The sequence below is a fragment of the Aliivibrio sp. S10_S31 genome, from assembly GCF_014694495.1.
Taxonomy (GTDB): domain Bacteria; phylum Pseudomonadota; class Gammaproteobacteria; order Enterobacterales; family Vibrionaceae; genus Aliivibrio; species Aliivibrio fischeri.
In genome coordinates, this window is sequence record NZ_JAAUWR010000007.1 from 183,097 (window position 1) to 203,449 (window position 20,353).

General features: G+C 34.0%; 17 protein-coding genes and 2 pseudogenes. 14 read left to right on the top strand and 5 right to left on the bottom strand.

Annotation, left to right across the window (positions count from 1 at the left end; genetic code table 11):
* A complete protein-coding gene (gene bcsQ, locus HC728_RS08480) occupies window positions 1-771 on the bottom strand; it encodes a cellulose biosynthesis protein BcsQ (protein ID WP_017018864.1) in 771 nt (256 codons plus the stop codon).
* Between the two features lie 490 nt (window positions 772-1,261).
* On the opposite strand from bcsQ, the gene bcsE reads away from it, so the two are divergent.
* From bcsE to bcsG, 3 genes are read left to right on the top strand one after another with little or no spacing between them, the layout of a single operon-like run.
* Window positions 1,262-2,800: a cellulose biosynthesis protein BcsE gene (gene bcsE, locus HC728_RS08485; protein WP_190395305.1), complete on the top strand. Its 1,539-nt coding sequence runs from the start codon at window positions 1,262-1,264 to the stop codon at window positions 2,798-2,800.
* A gap of 4 nt (window positions 2,801-2,804) precedes the next feature.
* A complete protein-coding gene (locus HC728_RS08490; protein ID WP_005423386.1) occupies window positions 2,805-3,011 on the top strand; it encodes a hypothetical protein in 207 nt (68 codons plus the stop codon).
* The gene (gene bcsG / locus HC728_RS08495) at window positions 3,011-4,639 is read left to right on the top strand and encodes a cellulose biosynthesis protein BcsG (RefSeq protein WP_190395306.1); all 1,629 of its coding nucleotides are present in this window, start codon (window positions 3,011-3,013) and stop codon (window positions 4,637-4,639) included. The genes HC728_RS08490 and bcsG overlap by 1 nt, the downstream gene beginning before the upstream one ends.
* Before the next feature lie 69 nt (window positions 4,640-4,708).
* Here the strand turns inward: bcsG and HC728_RS08500 are convergent, their stop codons facing one another.
* Window positions 4,709-5,176, bottom strand: coding sequence for a YhcH/YjgK/YiaL family protein (locus HC728_RS08500; RefSeq protein ID WP_065596947.1), 468 nt, complete (start codon window positions 5,174-5,176; stop codon window positions 4,709-4,711).
* A gap of 113 nt (window positions 5,177-5,289) precedes the next feature.
* Here HC728_RS08500 and HC728_RS08505 point away from each other — a divergent pair, with 113 nt between their 5' ends.
* The 3 genes from HC728_RS08505 (at window position 5,290) to HC728_RS08515 (ending at window position 8,006) form a co-directional block, all read left to right on the top strand.
* A complete protein-coding gene (locus tag HC728_RS08505; RefSeq protein WP_065595251.1) occupies window positions 5,290-6,300 on the top strand; it encodes an AraC family transcriptional regulator in 1,011 nt (336 codons plus the stop codon).
* A 127-nt stretch (window positions 6,301-6,427) separates the two neighbouring features.
* Window positions 6,428-6,790, top strand: coding sequence for a hypothetical protein (locus HC728_RS08510; protein WP_017018870.1), 363 nt, complete (start codon window positions 6,428-6,430; stop codon window positions 6,788-6,790).
* Window positions 6,783-8,006 (top strand): HlyD family secretion protein, encoded by a 1,224-nt coding sequence (locus tag HC728_RS08515; RefSeq protein ID WP_065596948.1) that lies wholly within the window; start codon window positions 6,783-6,785, stop codon window positions 8,004-8,006. The genes HC728_RS08510 and HC728_RS08515 overlap by 8 nt, the downstream gene beginning before the upstream one ends.
* Before the next feature lie 121 nt (window positions 8,007-8,127).
* Here HC728_RS08515 and HC728_RS08520 read toward each other — a convergent pair whose 3' ends face one another.
* Window positions 8,128-8,541: a hypothetical protein gene (locus HC728_RS08520; protein ID WP_190395307.1), complete on the bottom strand. Its 414-nt coding sequence runs from the start codon at window positions 8,539-8,541 to the stop codon at window positions 8,128-8,130.
* Between the two features lie 834 nt (window positions 8,542-9,375).
* Here HC728_RS08520 and HC728_RS08525 point away from each other — a divergent pair.
* The 7 genes from HC728_RS08525 to HC728_RS08555 all read left to right on the top strand — a co-directional run bounded on the left by HC728_RS08525 (window position 9,376) and on the right by HC728_RS08555 (window position 17,285).
* Complete coding sequence (locus tag HC728_RS08525; RefSeq protein ID WP_190395308.1) at window positions 9,376-10,281, top strand: leukocidin family pore-forming toxin; 906 nt, start codon at window positions 9,376-9,378, stop codon at window positions 10,279-10,281.
* A 31-nt stretch (window positions 10,282-10,312) separates the two neighbouring features.
* Window positions 10,313-10,921, top strand: a complete 609-nt coding sequence (locus tag HC728_RS08530) for a hypothetical protein (protein WP_190395309.1) — start codon at window positions 10,313-10,315, stop codon at window positions 10,919-10,921.
* Between the two features lie 269 nt (window positions 10,922-11,190).
* Window positions 11,191-12,189, top strand: coding sequence for an OmpA family protein (locus tag HC728_RS08535; protein WP_190395310.1), 999 nt, complete (start codon window positions 11,191-11,193; stop codon window positions 12,187-12,189).
* Between the two features lie 2 nt (window positions 12,190-12,191).
* Window positions 12,192-13,736, top strand: coding sequence for an FG-GAP repeat protein (locus HC728_RS08540; protein ID WP_190395311.1), 1,545 nt, complete (start codon window positions 12,192-12,194; stop codon window positions 13,734-13,736).
* A gap of 522 nt (window positions 13,737-14,258) precedes the next feature.
* Window positions 14,259-14,627, top strand: a complete 369-nt coding sequence (gene speD, locus HC728_RS08545; RefSeq protein WP_190395312.1) for an adenosylmethionine decarboxylase — start codon at window positions 14,259-14,261, stop codon at window positions 14,625-14,627.
* On the top strand, window positions 14,602-15,996 hold the full coding sequence (locus HC728_RS08550) for a coproporphyrinogen-III oxidase family protein (RefSeq protein WP_190395313.1): 1,395 nt from the start codon (window positions 14,602-14,604) through the stop codon (window positions 15,994-15,996). The genes speD and HC728_RS08550 overlap by 26 nt, the downstream gene beginning before the upstream one ends.
* A gap of 74 nt (window positions 15,997-16,070) precedes the next feature.
* Window positions 16,071-17,285: an MFS transporter gene (locus tag HC728_RS08555; RefSeq protein ID WP_054775886.1), complete on the top strand. Its 1,215-nt coding sequence runs from the start codon at window positions 16,071-16,073 to the stop codon at window positions 17,283-17,285.
* 207 nt (window positions 17,286-17,492) lie between these two features.
* Here HC728_RS08555 and HC728_RS08560 read toward each other — a convergent pair.
* Window positions 17,493-17,978: pseudogene (locus HC728_RS08560) on the bottom strand (Tc toxin subunit A); the annotation flags it as partial.
* A gap of 140 nt (window positions 17,979-18,118) precedes the next feature.
* Here HC728_RS08560 and HC728_RS08565 point away from each other — a divergent pair.
* Window positions 18,119-18,546, top strand: a pseudogene (locus HC728_RS08565) (DDE-type integrase/transposase/recombinase); the annotation flags it as partial.
* A gap of 194 nt (window positions 18,547-18,740) precedes the next feature.
* Here HC728_RS08565 and HC728_RS08570 read toward each other — a convergent pair.
* Window positions 18,741-20,353, bottom strand: a 1,613-nt coding sequence (locus HC728_RS08570) for an RHS repeat-associated core domain-containing protein (protein WP_202986229.1), incomplete at its 5' end; no start/stop codon positions are given.

Sequence of the window (20,353 nt, forward strand, 5' to 3'; positions counted from 1 at the left end):
TTATTTACCTTCTATCGCTTTCGTCGAAAAATGAGTTAATAACCAAAAAGCTAATTCATTAATACCCTGAGATATTTGACTATGCGGAGCATAATTGAGCACTAAGCTAAGTTGTGAGCAAGCGTCTGGCACAGCAGTATCAAAGTGTAAGAACATAGGCAAACACTGTTTATCTAATTCATATTTAAGAACCAGTGATAAATCAACACTGTTATCGCTTTGTGGCTGATAGCCATTAATCAAATAATAAGGTTTGTAAAGTGCTTCAAACCGACGAAAAATAGCATTCTGTTGAATATATGCGTAATTTTGTATGTCGGGTTTTGTAACACACAACACCATATCTGCACTATTTAATAATGCGTCGTAACTTTCATCAAGATCATGAACTATTGGTAGTAAAATAATTTGCCACATATTTGTTAGCTCAGGTTGAATAGGAAATATATCCAGTAAACCTGTAGATGTACTCAGCAATTTTTGTTGAAATAACAATCTCTCCTCTAACGTTAATCCGCCATAAGGAATAAATGAGAGAGAATTCGGCGTCATATAAGCTGCATTTTTCCATGACTCGCCATTAAGCCATCGTTTAGCCCAGCCATCTTGAACCGACAGATCCATCGCAAAATGAAAACGCATTAAATTTTCAGAGCGAGCATCTATAACATGAACATTTTCTTCATTTAACTCTAATGCTTGAATTAAATTAGCGGCAATAGTCGTTGACCCACTACCACCACGAATACCAGTAATTATTATTCTTTTCATAACACAGATACTTTATTGAGCTTTTTATCACTAATTTTATTTTTGATTGTATTATCCGTACTATTTTGACTTTCAGATAATAAATCTAATGCTCGCCATGATTTTTTAATTTTATGATAACGTTCATTTTCTGTGAGCTCATTATATGAACGTTCATTAGTATCAAAGGCTGAAAATAAGTCAGTAATATCTTGGCTAAAATGACTAGAGATAACCTATTCCTTAGTGGATATTGAATCCAAATTAATTTAACAATTAATTCTATTACATATACCTATAGATATAATACTCAACATTTGTATCATCTTTGAGAATAGGTGTTATATTTGTACAGTAAACTTTTAAAGGTAAATACATACCAAAAAAAAGAATATAAGATAATTCTCTTAATCTAGAATTTAAAATAAAAACAATATCACGTTGTTCTTATTTTGTTATTAAAATAATCAGAATAATATATAATTATAAAGATACACAATGAGTAAACGTCATGCCGCAAAGCCTCAAAAATACTGATATTAAAGAGAAAAAATTAAGATCAAGTATATATATATCAACATTTAGCAACCGTACACTACTTATCAGCAATGTTAATATATTGATAAAAAATGATAATCAAAATACATTTATTTGTTTTTCTCCACTTGAATTATTCACAAAATCATTAGAAGATGAGTTCATATATTTATTTAAATCAAATTTAAGTAAATATTGTGAAAACATATTTTTCGCCAAAAATAAAAGCATTACTTCATTAAAATCATTAGCTAATGATATCAAGAAATTACAATTCAAAAAAAATAAATCCATAACAATTACAATGCCAGATAACATATTTGCAACATCGAGTGAGCGTGATGTTATTTCATTTATAAAAGAGTTAAGGTTTTTGTCCATTGTAAAAAATGCAACCATAAGCCTGTTTATTTATGGGCGAGATGTACACTTAATAAAAAAATCAATGACGCAACATCCTAATCTATGTGCTGGCTATACTAATTACCAAAGTATTGATAAAAATACATATTTGGAACATATATATTACTGGGGATTAAATACAGGCATGAATGGAGAGAGTGAAACTTACCACTCTATCAATAACAACGCCCCTAAAAAATATGACACTGTACAAGTACAACACCCACACTCTAATCTTGATGATGAAGATACCGTTTATATTGCAAAAACAGCCATTGAATACGGCTACAAAATACCAGATACAATGATCTATGCCTCAACAAATTCTGAGTTAATAAGCAGCTTACAGGCGGTATCAAAAGCAGCAATTGTCTTAAGTTGTTCAGATCAAAGCTGTGTTTCTCAACTAGGAATTCAAACTTATCAATTACGTCAACAACACGGACAAAACGTTAAAATAATCATTAAAGAAATGAAACCATGCTTACGTTATGCTGATGAAATGTATTTATTACAAGCAGGTATTAACTTAATTGTGCATTTTGGAACTCGTTTTTCTAGAATGCAAAGCAGCATTGAAATGTTAAAAGGTCAAAGATTTACTCGACCATTACCAAGTTCAGTTGAAGATCTTCTTAGCTTCCACAGTGAAACAGCTACTGTGAAAGGCTTTATTAATGCTCTTGACTTCATTAATTACACCAAAAGTTTCCTACCACAATTAGAAGCAGTACAAACCCAATTTGCATTAATCAAGTTGGAATGTCTTCCCAATATTAACGTTTCTAATTATTTATCAATGTGCAGTATTCAAAGAGAAGGCGACATTATGACCATCAGCCGAAACTCTATGTATTTATTTTTGCAAGGTGTGCGAATTAATGATCTTGCTACTGCACTGCACAACATTTTTAAATTACCTATTCAAGATATCTTTCTCAGTGAAACAAGCTTCACCTCAATAGGTCGAATTGAACATGAATTACAGCACATTGGTGAGAATGACATTGATATAGAAGACTTTTCTTCATATGAAAACAAAAAAGTAGAAACACTACCAACAATTCCGCAATCAACTTCTCTTGCCATACATAAACCGTTGGATTTTTAATACCATGAATATTCAAGATTTTATTCTTACTGCTGTATTCAGTGGTCTAATTGGCCTTATTATTGGCTACTTTTTGCGTGATCTTCTCTCTTTATTGTGGCGATTCTATATAACTAAAATCCGCCAACCAAAGCATCTAATTCAGTATCATTTTGAAGATATACAAGCTCATTCCTCTCCTACTGCGACAAGAAAAGGAAGCTCAAAATAATGAATACACGCTCATCTCAACACACTTTGAATGGCCTTGGTTGGTGGAATATTTATTTCATTATAAAAATTGGGCTGTTCTTACAAGGTACCATTGATTTTCATCCAATCGAAAACTTTGCATTAGTGGCTTTTTTACTGCTCCCAATACGCCATAAAGTACTGAGTGTTATTCGTCAGTGCCTTGCTGTACCTTTTGGTTTATGGTTAATGCATTATGATTCGTTTTTACCTCCATTAGACCGTTTATGGAGTCAAATGGGTCAATTATTACAATTTAATCTCAGCTATTTAATTGAATTAGCCTCGCGATTTGTATCGTTAGAAACACTACTTGGCTTATTTGTATTAATTTTTGCTTATTATTTTTTAAATCAGATATTTCGTATCTCAGTATTTGTTGTCATTACCTTGGTCGTCATTAGCCTTCCTTCTGGTTTATTTAGTAGCCAACCCAATGCGGTAGCTAACGTTTCTCCACAACCAGAGATCGCACAAACCACGCAAATTTCCGATAATCAAGTGGATGAAACAGGAGCAGTAAATGACGCGATATTAAATAACGCAAAAGATCTCTTTTTTAGAAACGAAGCACAACGCAGAGTCAGTTTTCCAACAGAATCACCATCGACTGACTTTGATCTTCTTTTCTTAAGCATTTGTTCTGTTGCTTGGGATGATATTGAAATTGCAGGCTTAGAAAACCATCCTCTATTTAAAGAGTTTGATGTTATGTTTGATAATTTCAGTGCAGCGACCTCTTATAGTGGTCCTGCAGTTATTCGTCTATTAAGAGCCAGTTGTGGACAAGAGTCACATCCAGAATTATTCAAAGCTCCAGCATCGAAACAGTGCTTCTTATTTGATAACTTAGCGAAACTTGGATTCCAAGAAAACCTTTTATTAAACCACGATGGTAAATTTGATGACTTCCTTGGTTTATTAAAAGAAGATGGAGATCTAAAAGCACCTTTAATGTCTCAAGCAGGGTTAACTCAGTATCAATCTGCATTTGATGGTTCACCGATTTATCGAGACAAAGATGTATTAAACCGTTGGTTAGATAAGCGTGAAAAATCACAAGATGGACCTACAGTTGCATTGTACAACACCATATCTCTACATGATGGTAACCGTATCATTAAAGCCAGTGGTAAAGTCGGCCTAGTCAGTTACAAACTGCGACTAAAAAACCTATTAGATGATTTATATGGCTTCTTCCAAGAACTCAAAGCATCAAATCGTAATATTGTAGTGATGTTAGTTCCCGAACATGGTGCTGGTATGCGTGGAGATAAAATGCAAATTGCAGGTATGCGTGAAATTCCATCATCAACCATTGTTCATACACCCGTTGGAATGAAGATCTTCGGTCAAGGTATGACACGGGTTGGTAATACCGCACATATCTCTGCACCATCAAGTTACTTAGCGGTATCAACGTTAGTGAGTCGTATTATTGAAGAAGACATATACGCAACTAAAACATTTAATACAGCAGAGTTAGTAAAAGACCTCCCTATAACAAAAATGGTAGCACAAAACTCTGGAACTACCGTCATGGAATACAATAAGAAACCTTATGTATCCCTTGATGGCACAACATGGTCTGAATACCCAACAAAATAAACTAACAAAAAAGCCCAAAGTAGTTATTCATACTTTGGGCTTTTACATGCTTACCAGTAAATTTTTAATTTATAGCAATGCACTATTCACTTTAATGATTAACTTCTTCACTGCCGCTGGCATATTATTGACAGCCACAAGAGGACGATGAGGTTGTTTAGGATTAAAGATAATAAACTCGCCTTTAACTAGCGTCACAAATTGCTCATCTTTTACATCATTACTAAAAGCGATGTCTTTCTCTTCTAAATAATCGTCCTCAATAGAAATTAATGGATACTCACTGTAACCAAACGTCTCACTGCCTTCTAATAACAGCTGTACATCTAGGTATTTGTGATGAATTTCAGAACGGCGGTTTTCTTTTAACTCTGTTTTATCATCAACAATAAAATACACCGACTCATCATAGGGTAATGGATAATTACCTACCGCGGTATTTTGTGCTGTTTGCTCTTTTACGTATTGAATTATCTCGATAATCACAGGATGTAAATCTGCCCCTTGAATATCTTCACTCCATTTACCTATAAACACGATGACCTCGAATTAATGCGTTTAATTGAAGCAAAATAGTAGCATGAGTTATTCATATGGGTAAGCTATAATCAGCACAGTAATTCATTGATGATACTCAAAAAAGGGACTTCATGGCTAAGCAAAACCCTATTTATCTTATTCGTGTATACGCAGCAAAAATGCTAATCGAACATGCAATGAAGCATTATGGATTAAGTCATTCAGATTTTAATATGCCGAGTGATTTATTTAATTATGAATTAAAGTTAATGCCCTTACGTGACTTTGAAGCCTTACTTTGCAAAATAGAAACATTAACTCAAGATCCTGCTTATACTGCCAAATTATCTCAATCAACCAACTTGAAGCAATTTGGGCCATTCGTACAATTAATCGCAAGCTCAACCAACCTTGGTATGGCGATCAAGCGAGTAAACACCATTCACAACGCTATCCAATCCGGCGTTCAAGTAAACATGTTACTTAGTGGTTCTATTGCCAAATGGCGTCTCTTAAGCCCTACGACACTACCTCAAGCAAGAATTCATGAAAGTATTATTGCCGCAGGCTCTTTCTTACGTTTACTCAAATTATTTCACGGTGAAGATTACCAACCTATCGCTATCCATTTAACGGGGACACCTACAAGCCATCAAACCGAAATTGAATCCATTTTTAATTGCCCTGTGAAATGGAATTGCCCAAATACACAAGTTTGGTTTCCGGTCAAAGACATCACCTGTCCAAGACGTTTCGAATTACCGACATCACAAGTAAAGGCTTTTACTGTTGAACAAGCAATGAGCTACATGTTGATTCCGCAACCCCATGACATTTTAAAAGTTGTTTTTGAATTAACTAAATATGCCTTATTTTATGGCTACCCAACCCTTGAGTTTGTGGCTGATAAAGTCGGTCTAAAACCACTGACATTACAACGTCGCTTACAAGAACAAAGCATTTCATTTACTAATATTGTCCATCACAGTGTGTGTGACGAAGCGATTGCATTAATGAATACTCAATTGAATATGGATGAGATTTCACAACGTGTCGGTTATAAAAATACCGCTTCTTTTTCCGTTGCTTTTAAACGTATGTACGGCGTAACACCACAACAATACCGACTAGAGTATATTTAAAACACATTACACCACATTTAAAAAACATCAAATATTTACAAAAAATGATATAAACAAATACTAAACATCGAGTTTTTTCCAATTTAGCTACATGATGCTCGCCCATTATTATTTAGGTGAGTCATTTATGAGTTTAGTCAGTATGCCGTTTGTTGGTTCTGGACAAGATTTAGGGTTACATATCGCAGCAAGCGTCGTCATGATAGGAAGCATAGTCGCTCTTGGTTATGGTTTTTGGAAACTTCATGAATTACCAATTAACAAAGCACATAGCAAACAACATCAACAAATTGGTCTTATTACCGCCCTCACATGGATAGGTTTTGTTTGGCATTGGGTGTGGGTTCTAGCCGTTATTTGTGCCTTTGTTGATGCAGAAAAAGCCTTAATTAAAGTTCGTGATATTTGGCGACAACCTCCAACCATTGAATCATCGACACAAGAAGAATTGACGGCTAAATCAACGCAAGAGGAGAATCATCATGCTTGAGGGTTTAGCGGTATGGGCGCTATTTATATACCTACTTAGAATGGTAGGTATGCCTTGGAATAAATTTACTCAAGCTTTTGCTTATATTGGTGGCGGCTCTTGGTTGCTATTTGTATGGGCAGGGTTACTCAATTATACCCCAATGGATCTTTCTGGTGGTTCTGTTGTTCAATCACCACACATCCAGTTACGTCCTGCAAGCACTCAAATTAAAGGCACAGTAAAAGCCATTCATATCGAGCCAAACCAAGAGGTCAAAAAAGGACAGTTGGTTTATGAACTCGATGATGAGCTTTACCAAATTGCGCTAAATAAAGCAGAAGTTGCTTTTGAAGCAAGTGAAGTGGCATTAGCGGTAGCAAAACAAAATGTAAAGCTAGCCAACCAAGCAATTACTGCTTCAGAAAGTGATATTGTGGTCAGTCAAAAACAAATTGAAGCGAAAAGCCAAGATTTAAAATACAAAAAACTGACACTGCAACGTTACGTTGAGCAAAATCGAAAAGTAAAAAATACCATCACACAAAGTGCGTTAGATGAACAAGGTACACTTGTTTCTATTGGTGAAATTGAAGTTGCTAGTGCCATTGCTCAACTTGATAAAGCGAAGTTAGCAAACGAAAAAGCTCAGCTTGATTTCGACAATGCAAAATTAGGCGTTAAGGCAAAAAAAAGTGAATTAGCCAGCGCACAAGAAAACGTAACACAAGCACAATGGAACTTGGACAATACGAAAGTTTATGCACCAGCAGATGGTTATGTTACCAATTTTATCTTACGTGAAGGTCAATACGTTGGAACCGTTCCTCGTATGCAAATGTACACCAATGAAAAATACGTATTAATGCGCGTAAATCATCAAGCTATACGTAATGTAAAAGTTGGGCGTCCAGCAGAATTCTCAAGTGCGGTATACCCAGGAAAAGTATTTGTTGCTGAAGTAGAAGGTATTGTTGAAGCAACTGGTGAGGCACAAGCAAACCTATTAGGTCGAGAAACCAATGTTCGTCAAACTACAGGGTTAAACGTCAATAACAAACACCATTTTGTACGTTTAAAACTCCAAGAAGACCAAGGATATGATATTCCTGTTGGCTCGGTTGGCTTAGCTTGGGTATCCGGTGAAAAACCAATTGGGTTCATGGCCTTTTTAGATGTAATTCGTGGCATCATCATTCGTATGAAATCACAAATTTACTTCTTCTATTCACTATAAATACTCTCGTTTTGCCCTTCCGCTCAATTCTCTCGATCGGAGATTATGAAAGCAAAAAAAATTAAGTGTACAATTCAATGTACACTTAATAACCCAATAACTAAGAGTTGTCACTAATAAATTAGTTACCATTATCTCTTGAAGATAGATCTTCTTCTTTTAAATGATAATCCCAAATCCAAGGACTTAATTCATAAACCTTATCGGAATATACGTTACCCTTATCACACAATTTGTGTTGGCCTATAATTCTAATTGGTAACTTATTTGTATATGATTCTTTAATTATATCATATTGATATTTAGATACTGGTGATGAAACATCAACTTTCCATACAAGGTTATTCCAATCTATTACACAACTTTCAAAAATTGATATATCATTTAAAACATTTATTCGAAAAGCTAAATATGAATCATCATCTCCTCCTGAACGAATATATAGCTCATCAACTGTACCATACACATCGTTTGCAGCACTCACTGATGTTGATAAAAATGACATTATCAATAATAGTTTGTTTATAAATTTCATTATACTTCCTCATAAAAATTTAATTAAATCCAAGCGAGAAACCTGAATCATGGGAATGATAACCATTCTCATAAAATTGTACATAGGAAATCAGTCATTATGATTATAAATAATAATTATTAATTAAACTTAAGTAATAATACATATGCATTTGTTAAAATAAGTTATTCGAATAATGAGCACTTCACTAAGTTCTTAAAAAAGGAATTAGGCACTTTCTAGTGGCAACTATACCTATAAGGTTTTAGATAAAAATAACTGTATTGGGTTTTATCTTGGATATTAAAAGCCCTCTTTAGATAAACCATCTCATTCAGTTCTTCTTAAATGCTTAACAAATAGCTATGAGATAGCTATTTCTACTCAAATATCAGAAACAACAAAAGCTCGACAGAACATATTTACATATACAATACTTAACAATTGAAAATATATCACTTTTTGACAATTATAAAATCACCTATATTTGAGGTGTATACTTCAGGAGAATGTTTTAAAATACAACACCACCTAACATTGTATATGTCTGTTATAATTATTAAAAAATAACAACAAGCTGCTTCAGTTATAATACTTTCTTACTTCAACACAGTTTAATAACTTATTAGTAACTGTTTACTTCTTTGATAAAAAGAGAATGCCACTTTAAAAGATTGACACCTTTTTATGAATTTCATATGTGTTGAACTTATTATTACCTGTAATTAAATGACAAATCTTCATATAATTTTTATAATGAAAATCCCAAGTGTAATATCTCATTCATAAAATTGAAATAAATAAGCAGTAAATTCCTCTTATAAATACCTTATCTTTTATATTAACGGTTGAATAATGAAGAATACAATAATTATTTTTACAATATTTATAGAAACTCTTACACTAGCGCATGCTAAGGACACTTTAAAATCCTATACTTCATCACTTCTAGAACTCGATAATCATGAAGCTCGAATAAAAAAAATCCGTCTAATTTATACAATAGAGAATGTTTGGAACCAATCTTTACAGCCAAACGGCACAAAAGAACTCAAGTTACGTCTAACTGGCGGTTCTGGCTTTGATATGACAAACATACCAAACAAAAAGGAAATCTATGGTTTTTCAATGGGGGCAGACTACCGTTACTCTATACCTACAGCTTTCAAGTTGATCATAGAGTATTCAAATGGAGCAACATTACGTCATATAAACCATGCACCTGAAAATAGTATTTCAACAACCTCTGTTAGCCAATCTTTAAATTTTAATCTAGGGTTTTCACTATCTCAAAGTCCACCAAGTATCAACGGTGGAGTTTCATGGAGAAACAGAATAACATACGAACAACCAGAATTTCAAACTATCACCGACTTTAATCAACATAATGAAAGTGTAAGCTGGTTAATAGAAAACCAAACAATCCGAAATCACACACCACCGAAAGATTGGCTGCTCTATCATTGGACTAGTTGTAACAACACTAATTTGATTGAATATGACGATTTACCTATTGTTATGCGCTCTGATTTTAAACCGCAAGTAGGCATTGTATATCGAAAAAATAATATACAAAATGAAAACACTACCGAAATTAAACTATTTTCTGGATGGCGTAAAACTAATTATTACTTTGGCAGAGATTGGTGTACTTGGCATACTAAAACAGAAGACACATGGACAAATCAAAAAGATCACCATCAATGGACAGAAAGCGTCCGACTTATAACAGTTGGGTGGTTCGACAATTTATACTATTAATTATCATATAAAAAAAACAATAGGCAACTAAATGAAAAACAAAATAATATTTTTAACATGTGGAATAGCAATTATAATGACTACTTTCTACTTAAAAGCAACATACAACTCTAATCAATTACCGAAAAACACATCAACTAAATCTGAAATAAAGAAAAATATAAATACAACAAATACGAATTCCACTGGATTTTCTAATAAAAGAGATACCCCTCCACCTCCAACCAAACTTGTAAACTCTTGGTTATCCCTCCCCCTAAATGACCTAAGTAATGACTTATATAACTTCATTGAAAAAGAGAATATAATTTACATCCACACCTCAGAACTCCCTCTTTATGATAAAGAAAGTCAACTATACAATTTTGTTAAAGATGGTTTCATTATTCTATTTGATAATACAGAAAAAAATAACATCAAAAATGAAGAAAATATACATAAAACCATTTCAAAATTTTTTGGTACAAGTTCTAAAGGGGATGTTATACTAGCAGTAGCAATAAAGAAAAAAAATGGAGGATTTCATTATTTAGTACTACCTTTGATGAAAAACAAAACAAAAAACTTAATAAATGACATTAAATACTCCGTTGAATATTTAAAAACAGAGTATAAAACTGTGATATTAAATACAAGATAAAATTAATAGTAAAATAGCTCCTACCTCTAAATAGAATCTATCCCAACTTAGCTCCTCCCAATATAAAATCTAATTAATGATAATTACTCTAACTACCATCAAGCTTACAGAAACACTAAAATATATATTACTACAAACATAAAACCTCACGACAATTAAGATTATCTACACTCCCCTTACAATCACCTCCAAAAATATTAATAATTATTATGTATATGTTTTTTATAAAATATATAAAATCTGCGCTTTAAACTTTCATAGGGCATTTTATGTATAGAATTATTATATTTTTGCTTTTTATTTCTTTTTCAACAAAAGCTACCAATAATATCAACGAGAGAAACTCTGGTTACTACCTCGGTGGTAAATTAGGCTCAACTCTCTATAAAAATGCATGTGGTGATGAGTCTCTCGAATGTCATAACCTACAGACATCACTTGGATTTTTTTTAGGTTATAGATTTAGTGATACACTTTCAATTGAAGGTGGATATAACGACTTAGGAAAAGTTAAAGCTAATTATATTTCACTTTCAGGAACGCAAGAAATTGCAAGTTACTCAGCTACAGTTAAAGGGTATGAATTCGCAATTAAATCTGATATTTACCACAATAATAACTCATTATTTTTCTCAAAGCTCGGTGGATATTATTGGGAAGTCGAAAAAAAAGGAGATGAGATCATATTTTCCGTTAATGAAAAAAATAAAGGAACTTCCCTAGCATTAGGAGTCGGCTATGAATACCTTTGGACAAAACATCTATCCACACGTATAGAATATCAATGGTTTAATAATGTAGGTGGGCGTAATACAGGCGGAAGCGACATAAACAATATTAGCTTAGGTCTTAGCTATCACTTTTCAAGCCAATTAAACCCAAAAGGTGCTTCTTCCATTATAAAGAAAAAATATTTTAAAAATGCCAATAAAAACGAAAAAATAAACATTTACTTTAATTCAGACTCTTACGCACTTACAAACAGTCAAGAGAATAAGCTAACTTTATTATTAAGCTACTTAAAGAAAAATAATAATATAAGAATATATCTTCATGGACACACAGATAGTACTCATACAGAAGTCTATAATTATGAATTATCAAAAAAAAGAACAGAAACAATTTTACACTACTTTCTTAAATATGGGATAGAAGATAAAAGGTTTAATACCTTCGCTTTCGGACAAACAAATCCAGTTATGTCAAACACGACAAAAAATGGTCGAAAATTAAATAGACGTGTCGAAATTCATTTAGTTCAGGAATAATAATGAAAAAAATAATCATGCTCACCCTATTTTGGGGCTTATTTGCTTGTAATAGTGAAGATACTGGATTACCTGACCAAGCAAATAAAAGTATCCCTCCGAGCTCTTTTAACTTTCACGAAATTTCAGCCTTAACAAATCATGTTAAAACATATATTTTCGAATGGGATAAGAGTAGAAACACGGCTTACTATACCTTATGCGAAAAAAACATTGACTATAAGGATAATTGTAAAATCCTTAAAGATCACATTATTGGAAATTCTGTTATGTATGAATTAAAAACTCTACTAACACCAAAGCTATTAGAAAAAGAATTTTTCATCATTGCGAAAAATGGAAGCAAATCAAGACTAAGTAATTTAAATAGTATAAAGAAAAGTGAATACTTAAAATCAATTGGAATTCTTCAAGATACAAACATAGAGGAGAACGCTTTTTTTGGTCGTTCAATAACATATAGCCAAGAAACAAAAACCTTAGCCATTGGAGCTTTTGGAGCAGCACACTCAAAAGGAAAAGTTTTCATATACAAAAAACAAAACAATTTTTGGGTACAAACATCAGAATTAACTCCTAATGATTTAACTGATGGTGCCCGCTTTGGTATATCAAACGCTTTAAGCAGAGATGGAAAAACATTAATTATTGGTGCAGATTACTATTCAACAGAGGAACCGGGTAGAGTTTATGTATACAAAAATCTAAACAACACTTGGATTCTAGATACAATTTTAACTCAAAATATAAATAGTGATTCATTTGGAAAATACGTGACTATATCAGATAACGGGTTAACTATCGCCATAGCTTCGCCAGACCAAAATAACTCTGTAGGTGCCGCTTATCTTTATACTAAAACAGGAGAAGCATGGTCAATACAAAGTATAAAAGCGTCATATAATGATCCTTACGGCCCTAACCGATTTGGGAGTTCTATAGATCTAAATGCTCATGGAGATATTGTTGCTATTGGCTCACTAGGGGAAGGTCAAACCAATTTAGGTGGAGTATATATCTTTAAAAAAGAAGGAAAAAAATGGACAGAAATTATTAGACTAAAAACTCCTACTCCAACACAAGGAAAGCAATATCACTTTGGGCAATCAGTCTCGTTAGATAATGCAGGTACAACTTTAGCTATTGGTGCTCCAAAAGATAACCTCTCAGGCAGTGTTTATATATTTAAGGAAAAAAATAGCAATTGGTTCCAAGAGCAAAATATTACACTCGATGGTCTACAACCAGAGGATAATTTTGGTTATAGAGTTAAATTAAGTGGAGATGGTGATAATTTAATCGTTAGTGCATTTACTGATGATTCAAGTGCTATATTTTCAGATGATAACTTAACTAAAGATAGTGGTGCTGTTTATTTATATAAAAAAACAAGCAGCTCGTGGATATTTAACGCTTATTTAAAATCACCTTTAAATCAAAAAAATGGTCACTTTGGTTTAGGAATGGACATTAATGATGATGGCTCTCAAGTCTTTATTGGAGCTAAGCGAGAATTTAATCAGCAAGGAAGAGTGTACTTGTATTAATAGTTACTAACTAAAGTTGTAAGTTTATACTACCTATTAAATATAAACTCACCATTCAAGCTGTTAGATCTTACAGTAGACTAAAAAAGGAAATGATAATAAATTGTAATCATTGTTAACATAAACAATTAAGAGGTAAAACATTTATTGACTTTTCTTTCAAACCACTGCTTGTTGTTATAGATAACTCCACTATAACAATTTGATTAAACTACTATATACTTTTACATCGGCTCCCCCCTAAAGTAGTAGTTTTTAGGCTCAGAAAGCCACTGAGCCATTTTTTATAAAACATCTACGGTGCAGAGAAAGTAAAGGTTTTTCCTTTATGAAAATTCTCTGAGCCCCTCCCCCAATTAATGGGGTTACTTTAATAAAGGAAAACATTATGGAAAATGCGAAAGATATGTTCTCTAAATCAAACGAAGGTAGTTTTGATTTTAATGGCGTTGCTTGGTAATTAGCTACTCAAAGGCTAGGTAAAACTAGCCTTTCTTATATGTTTGTACATAGGACTTGAATATGGATAGTCAAGGTTATCATTATTTAATTGATATAGAGTGTAAAAGTCCACATCTCAACAACGAGAAGATTTTAAAAGACAACTTCAATAACATTCTAAATGAATCAGAATTTAATATCGTTGGTTTTTTAGATAAGAAGTTTGCTGGCGAAGGCGGTGTAACAGGAGTATTCTTACTTTCTGAATCGCATCTTTCGTATCACACATACCCAGAAAACAATTACATAAGTATAGATCTTTACACTTGTGGTAAAGATCCAACAAAAGAAGACTTAAACAAAATAAAAAGCATATTTAATCCAATAACCAATCTAAATATTTCACGAGTAAAAAGGGGGATAAATGGAAATACATTTAAGACCACATAATAAAATAAAATTCAATGCTCAATTCCCTATTTATAACTTCTTTTTTCCTAGTCAGATAAATATAGATAAAGATTTAAAATTACTAGATGTCTTATCACATGTAAATCAAGGTATAACAAGCAGAGCACTATATTTTCATTTTCCATTCTGTGAAACTATTTGTTCTTTTTGCCCTTTTACTAAAGGAATATATAAAAGTGAAAATGACATAGATCGTTATGTTTCTGCTATTATCAAAGAAATAAAATTAAAAGCAAAGCTCATTCAAGCTGATAGCGTTCCAGTTGAAGCCATATTTTTTGGTGGAGGTACTCCTTCACTACTTTCTCCAGAGCAAATTAAACGAGTTGGTCAAGCAATAATAGAGCATTTTGACCTATCCAAGCTTAAAGAGTTTTCATTCGAAATAGAAGTTAAAAGCCTAACTTTAAATAAAATATTAGCAATGAAGGCTATCGGGGTTACTCATCCAAGGTTTGGATTACAAACATTCAATAAGGAATGGCGTCAAAATTTTGCACTAACAGCCACTTTAAAACAAATAAAAGCAGCAAGTGAACTTCTTAACGAGAATTTTCATTATGTATCTTTTGATATACTATATGGAATGCATGGTCAGACAATAGAAGAAATAAAAAAAGACCTCGACCTTGCAATTGAACTTAATACAACTAACATCGACATTTATCCCATAGATAATGTAATGACACAAGCTAAGCTACATAAATTAGTTTCACGTAAAAATTACTCCATAACCAAAGCAATTGATAAACATAATATGAGAATTATAATTGACAAGCACATGAGAAAAAAAGGATTCATGCCGCATAATGGACATGGCTACTTTCGAGAAATAGCAACAAAAAATATCGTTTCAAGTAATTACAGCTTTGTATATCATGAACATGTTTACGGTTACTCTGATAAAGATCTAATCGGATTTGGAGTAAATGCAGTTTCATCAATTAAAAATCATGTCATTACAAATATATCAGGACGAGAGGCATATATAAACTCAATCAACAATAATAATATCCCTTGCTCAATATCAAAACACACGGACGTAATGGATTTGGTAAAACCATTACTCTTAAGGTTACCCTATCATGGTGAAGTAGAGAAAAAACGAACTAACTCTAAACAATTACCTGCTGAATTCACCTCTAAATTACGCTCTCTTATTGATTGTAACCTTATAGAGGAAACAGAAGATCTATACAAGTTAACAAAAGAAGGTTGGGAGTGGTACAGCAATATAATGTATTATTTAATGCCTCAGATAGAAAGGAATTATATAAGTCAATTTGTTTATAGTGAACTTAATAAGCCAGGAAAAAACATTGTCGTGGATGAATTAATATATGATTAAAAATTTCTTTAAATTATACCTATCTATTGTTTTTTTTGTTTTCAATGAAGCCAAGTTAATTCTAGGAATAAATAATGCGTAGTGTAACCCTACTTTTAGCCTCAAATTTTCTAACAAAAATAGGTAACTACTCTACAGAAGTTATCATCTTTCTATTTGCGTTAGAACTATCAGAAGAAAACTACACTCTAGTTGGCATTATTTACCTTATTAGATTCATACCATATCTTTTATGTGGTCCTATCGGTGGGTGGCTAGCTGACAGCTTCAATAAAAAGATGCTAATGACTTCTGTCGAAGCGGTCAGATGTATATTACTTATTTCCCTATATCTACTCTTTAATTATCAGATGGTAAGCGTAACCCTGTTTATCCTTATACTTAGCCTTTTAACAATAACAAGAACTGTTTTTCAACCAGCATTCCAATCATCCATCCCCCTATTAGCATCTCAAGATAAACTTGTAAAAATAAACTCAATAAACCAAGTTTTGGAAGAAGTCGGAAGTTTATTAGGACCGCTATTAACAGCGGTAATAATATCAAAGCATAATAAAGAAGCTGTGTTACTTATTGACGCATTATCTTATTTTATTTCTTTTTTCTTAATACTACTTATCCAATTTAATTTCGTAACCAAATCCAAAGTCACATTAAGAAAATTCAGCATTAAAAACGTCTTATATGAAACATTAAATCACTTTAGATATTTAACCAAGTTCAATCAAGACCTAATACAGATTATTGTCAAATCTTCTATATGTATACTCTGTGTCGCATCGTTATTAAGGTTTATTTTACCTGCATATATACTTAATTTAACTGATAGTGAAAAGCTCGTTAGCTATTCTTTTTCAGCTCTAGCATTAGGTACAATTATTGGTGGCCTAACTTTTTCTAAACTACAATTTAAAATAACAGCAGTTAATACAATGAAATCATGGTTATTATATGGCTTATTATTCTTTTCTTTGGCTTTTATAACTAAAATTGAATTTATCATCCTTACACTAGTTATACTAGGGTTCGTTGGAGCATTTGTGGATATTTTTCTGGTATCTTTTATTCAAAAGAGAAGCAATGATAATAATATTGGTAAAAATTTCAGTCTTTTCTCTACACTAGCAAACACTGGAGAGTCTGCATCTGGAATCTTAGGCGGCTTTTTAGCAGCGATTAGCCTAAAATACGCTTTAGTTATATTATCAAGTTTTGTGATCATCACACCACTTGTTAATAGGCTTAATAAGAAACATCAAGGTTTAGATAAAGTATCAACAGATAAGTGATTATTCGACGCCCAGTTGTGACTGATTTATATAGGTCTCTAAATAAAAAGCTAGTCAGATAACCGACTGGCTTTACATAATATTTACTCCATCTGTATCATTTCTAAAATAAGACTTTTATATACTAAATCACTTCCAAGAATGATCAGAGCCGTTATTAACATACTTATTTAGGCTACGGAATCGTGTAAACACACCAATGTACCACTACAACTCCTGATAAGTAGTATCATAATTAAGTTGGAGTTGTGCTATATCCGGTCGACACTTAGCTAGCGTGATGGAGTTCCAACTACCATCAGCTTCAATTTCTTGTGTAAATCTATAAAGATCGACCAAATAGCTAACAGGAGAACCCACAGATTCAACTGCACTTTCTCGGCAAAAATCTAACCATGATTCTGAAAATAGGTCCGCGTAACAGGGTAAATCAGTAGAACTTGTATCAGCATTTTTCGTGACTTTACCATTAGCATCTCTAGCGTTTTTTTGTGTGTTAATATTTTTACGTAGTTTCTGTTTTCTATACTGATGAACAACTTGATTAGTAAAGCTAGCCGCTCGACCATAAATTTCCCCCACATTACCACGCAACTTACGGTCATAGCGGTGAATAAAACGTGATCTGGAAACACGAGTAATATCAAATACAGAGGAATGCCCTAATCTAGTTAAGGTGCCTAAGAAATACGCTGCCTCGGTGAGCTGTTCTGGGGGGAGTCACTCCGTTGGAATGCTGTCATAAAGCGTTCAGGAATGGACGCTTTTAATAAAGAAGACACAGGCATACTGAAGTGTTGCCCGTTGGTATGGTTCAACTCCAATGAGTTACGCAAACCTTAGACTTTTATTTCTCTCACAAAAAGCGGCTTATCAATTCCTTAAGCATTACTTGAGATATTATGACCAAGAACAACATCCCAAAACGTTAAATACAGATAAACATTCTTCATACGCTAATGCCATTGCCCGTTTGAAGAAGGAAGGATGATTACGAGCGGATGTCGAACAACGGCAAGTTAAGCACCTCAATAATAGCATTGAGTCCTCTCATGCCCCCATTAAGAAATTGATCATGGCCGCCGGTGGCTTCAAACTGAGAAAGCGAGCTTGGTCAACCATTCAAGGATTTGAATCTTTACGAATGTTGAATAAGGGACAATTTGATTTCTTGCTACGCAATAATAAACGTAAAACGATAGCGTGGAAGAAATCCGTCTTTCTCAATCGCTTACTCAATGTTGAGGTCGTTTTGCAATAATAATGAGTCAATTGCAGAACTTATTTATCAACTCATATTATTTGCAACAACCCCGCTGCATGTATCAAGTTCACACATTCAGTGCGCTCTGAGACTAAGGTCAATCGTCCTCGTTGTCGTTCTCCCAAAGCGCATTTAATTTTTTCTAAGCGCCAACAAGGCATGACTTAAAATGTTCAGTTAAAATCTCCATATTAAAAATGTAATGGTATGACTTTGTTCTGAACAACACCTCCCCCTTCACTATAGCAAATGGCACCTTTCAGTTGCGGTCGCTTTTGAAATAAGCCAACAGACTCTTCTTTTAATGATGAAATTCCGGGGGCGTTAGCAAGGCTCTGGTATCTTATATTCCACCGTTCGTTTTTATATATCATAAATGCCGAGCCCTTTATATTTTCCATTAAACGTTCCTTGACATCATAATGGTAACCATAATCGCGATATTCCATGGCGTCGATCATACCCTGTCCATGTTCATCGGCAGCTAGGTTGTTATACTCCAAGTCTTCCTTTCCTCCCTGTACGTGTCTAACTCGAATAGTATTTTCGTTTAATTTATCCGCTACAAAAGTACATCCACTGAATCCGGGGGTGAACACGAGTTCTGGCTTACCGTTTTTAGGATGTGCAGGGATATCTACATATCCCCCTTGTGGAGCCCAATATGCTAAAGTTCCACCACTTCCAATTTGATGGGTTGATGTTTCTTTATCAACAATTCGCAATGCGTTGACATTATTATTTACACTCATTGAAAAACGTATTGCGTTAAACGCCAGTATGCCTCCGGCCAGACTTTTATTAGTGAGTATATTCTTAGTTGTATCATCCATAGGAACCTTGCTAAAATTGATAAGATCAGTTAATAATGGAGTCGTGCTAAGCGCATGTTCTGTTAATGCTTCTTTCAGCTTTATGGGACTCCCTTTAGCAACGGCATTTTCCATACTGGATGGAATTAAGAGCGATGCATCACGCAGGTTTCTGTCTTCTCCGGTTCTTAAATTTGGCTTATAAAGATGACTCCCAGGGAGTTGATTTCGTGAATCTGGTCTGAGTCCGTCAAGATCAGCAAATATCACCGGGTTATTTCTTACCATCCTGTACAGATTTAGACCATCAATGGTGCCTGCCGGATCTGAGGAGAGCCATCGGCCCACCCAAGGCTGGTAGTATCGATAACCATAGTAATACAAACCGGTTGCATCACGCTCTTTGCCCGAGTAGCGGACCGTTTTATAGTTCACTTCCGCCTGATTGCGCGCTGTTAAAATAGCGGTGCCCCCATACGGATAATACTCCTCCATACTAATAACCTTACCATCACCATCGACCTCCAGGGCGCTGCTGCCAATTAGATTATCGTAACTGTACCTGACTTGGTCATTACTAATGGCTTCTGGCCTACCATTTTCCCAGTGTAACACTCGTACCTGAGCCCGACCGGCCTCACCTATAGTAATAACCTGCAAGTTTTCCGTTTCTGTGCTGCCCTGCGCGACACTGCGTAACTCTATCCCAGGTAAATAAAGTGCCCGCAATGTCTGTACACTGTTCGCTGCCTTTTGTTTGCTGACTTTTAAAAGGCGTTGGCTGCCTGCATCATAGCGATAGCTCTCTACGTCATCTACATCACCATCGCGTATTACTGGCGTTACCTTCAGTAATTCGTTGCGTGGCGTCCAGATAAGGTATTGTCCTAATTGCAGTTGGTTTTGTTGACCGCCCACGGTAAAGAACCCATCGACGTCCGAAACGTTTTCCGTCAGCGTACTCTGTACACTTCGGTTACTGCTGTCGCTTA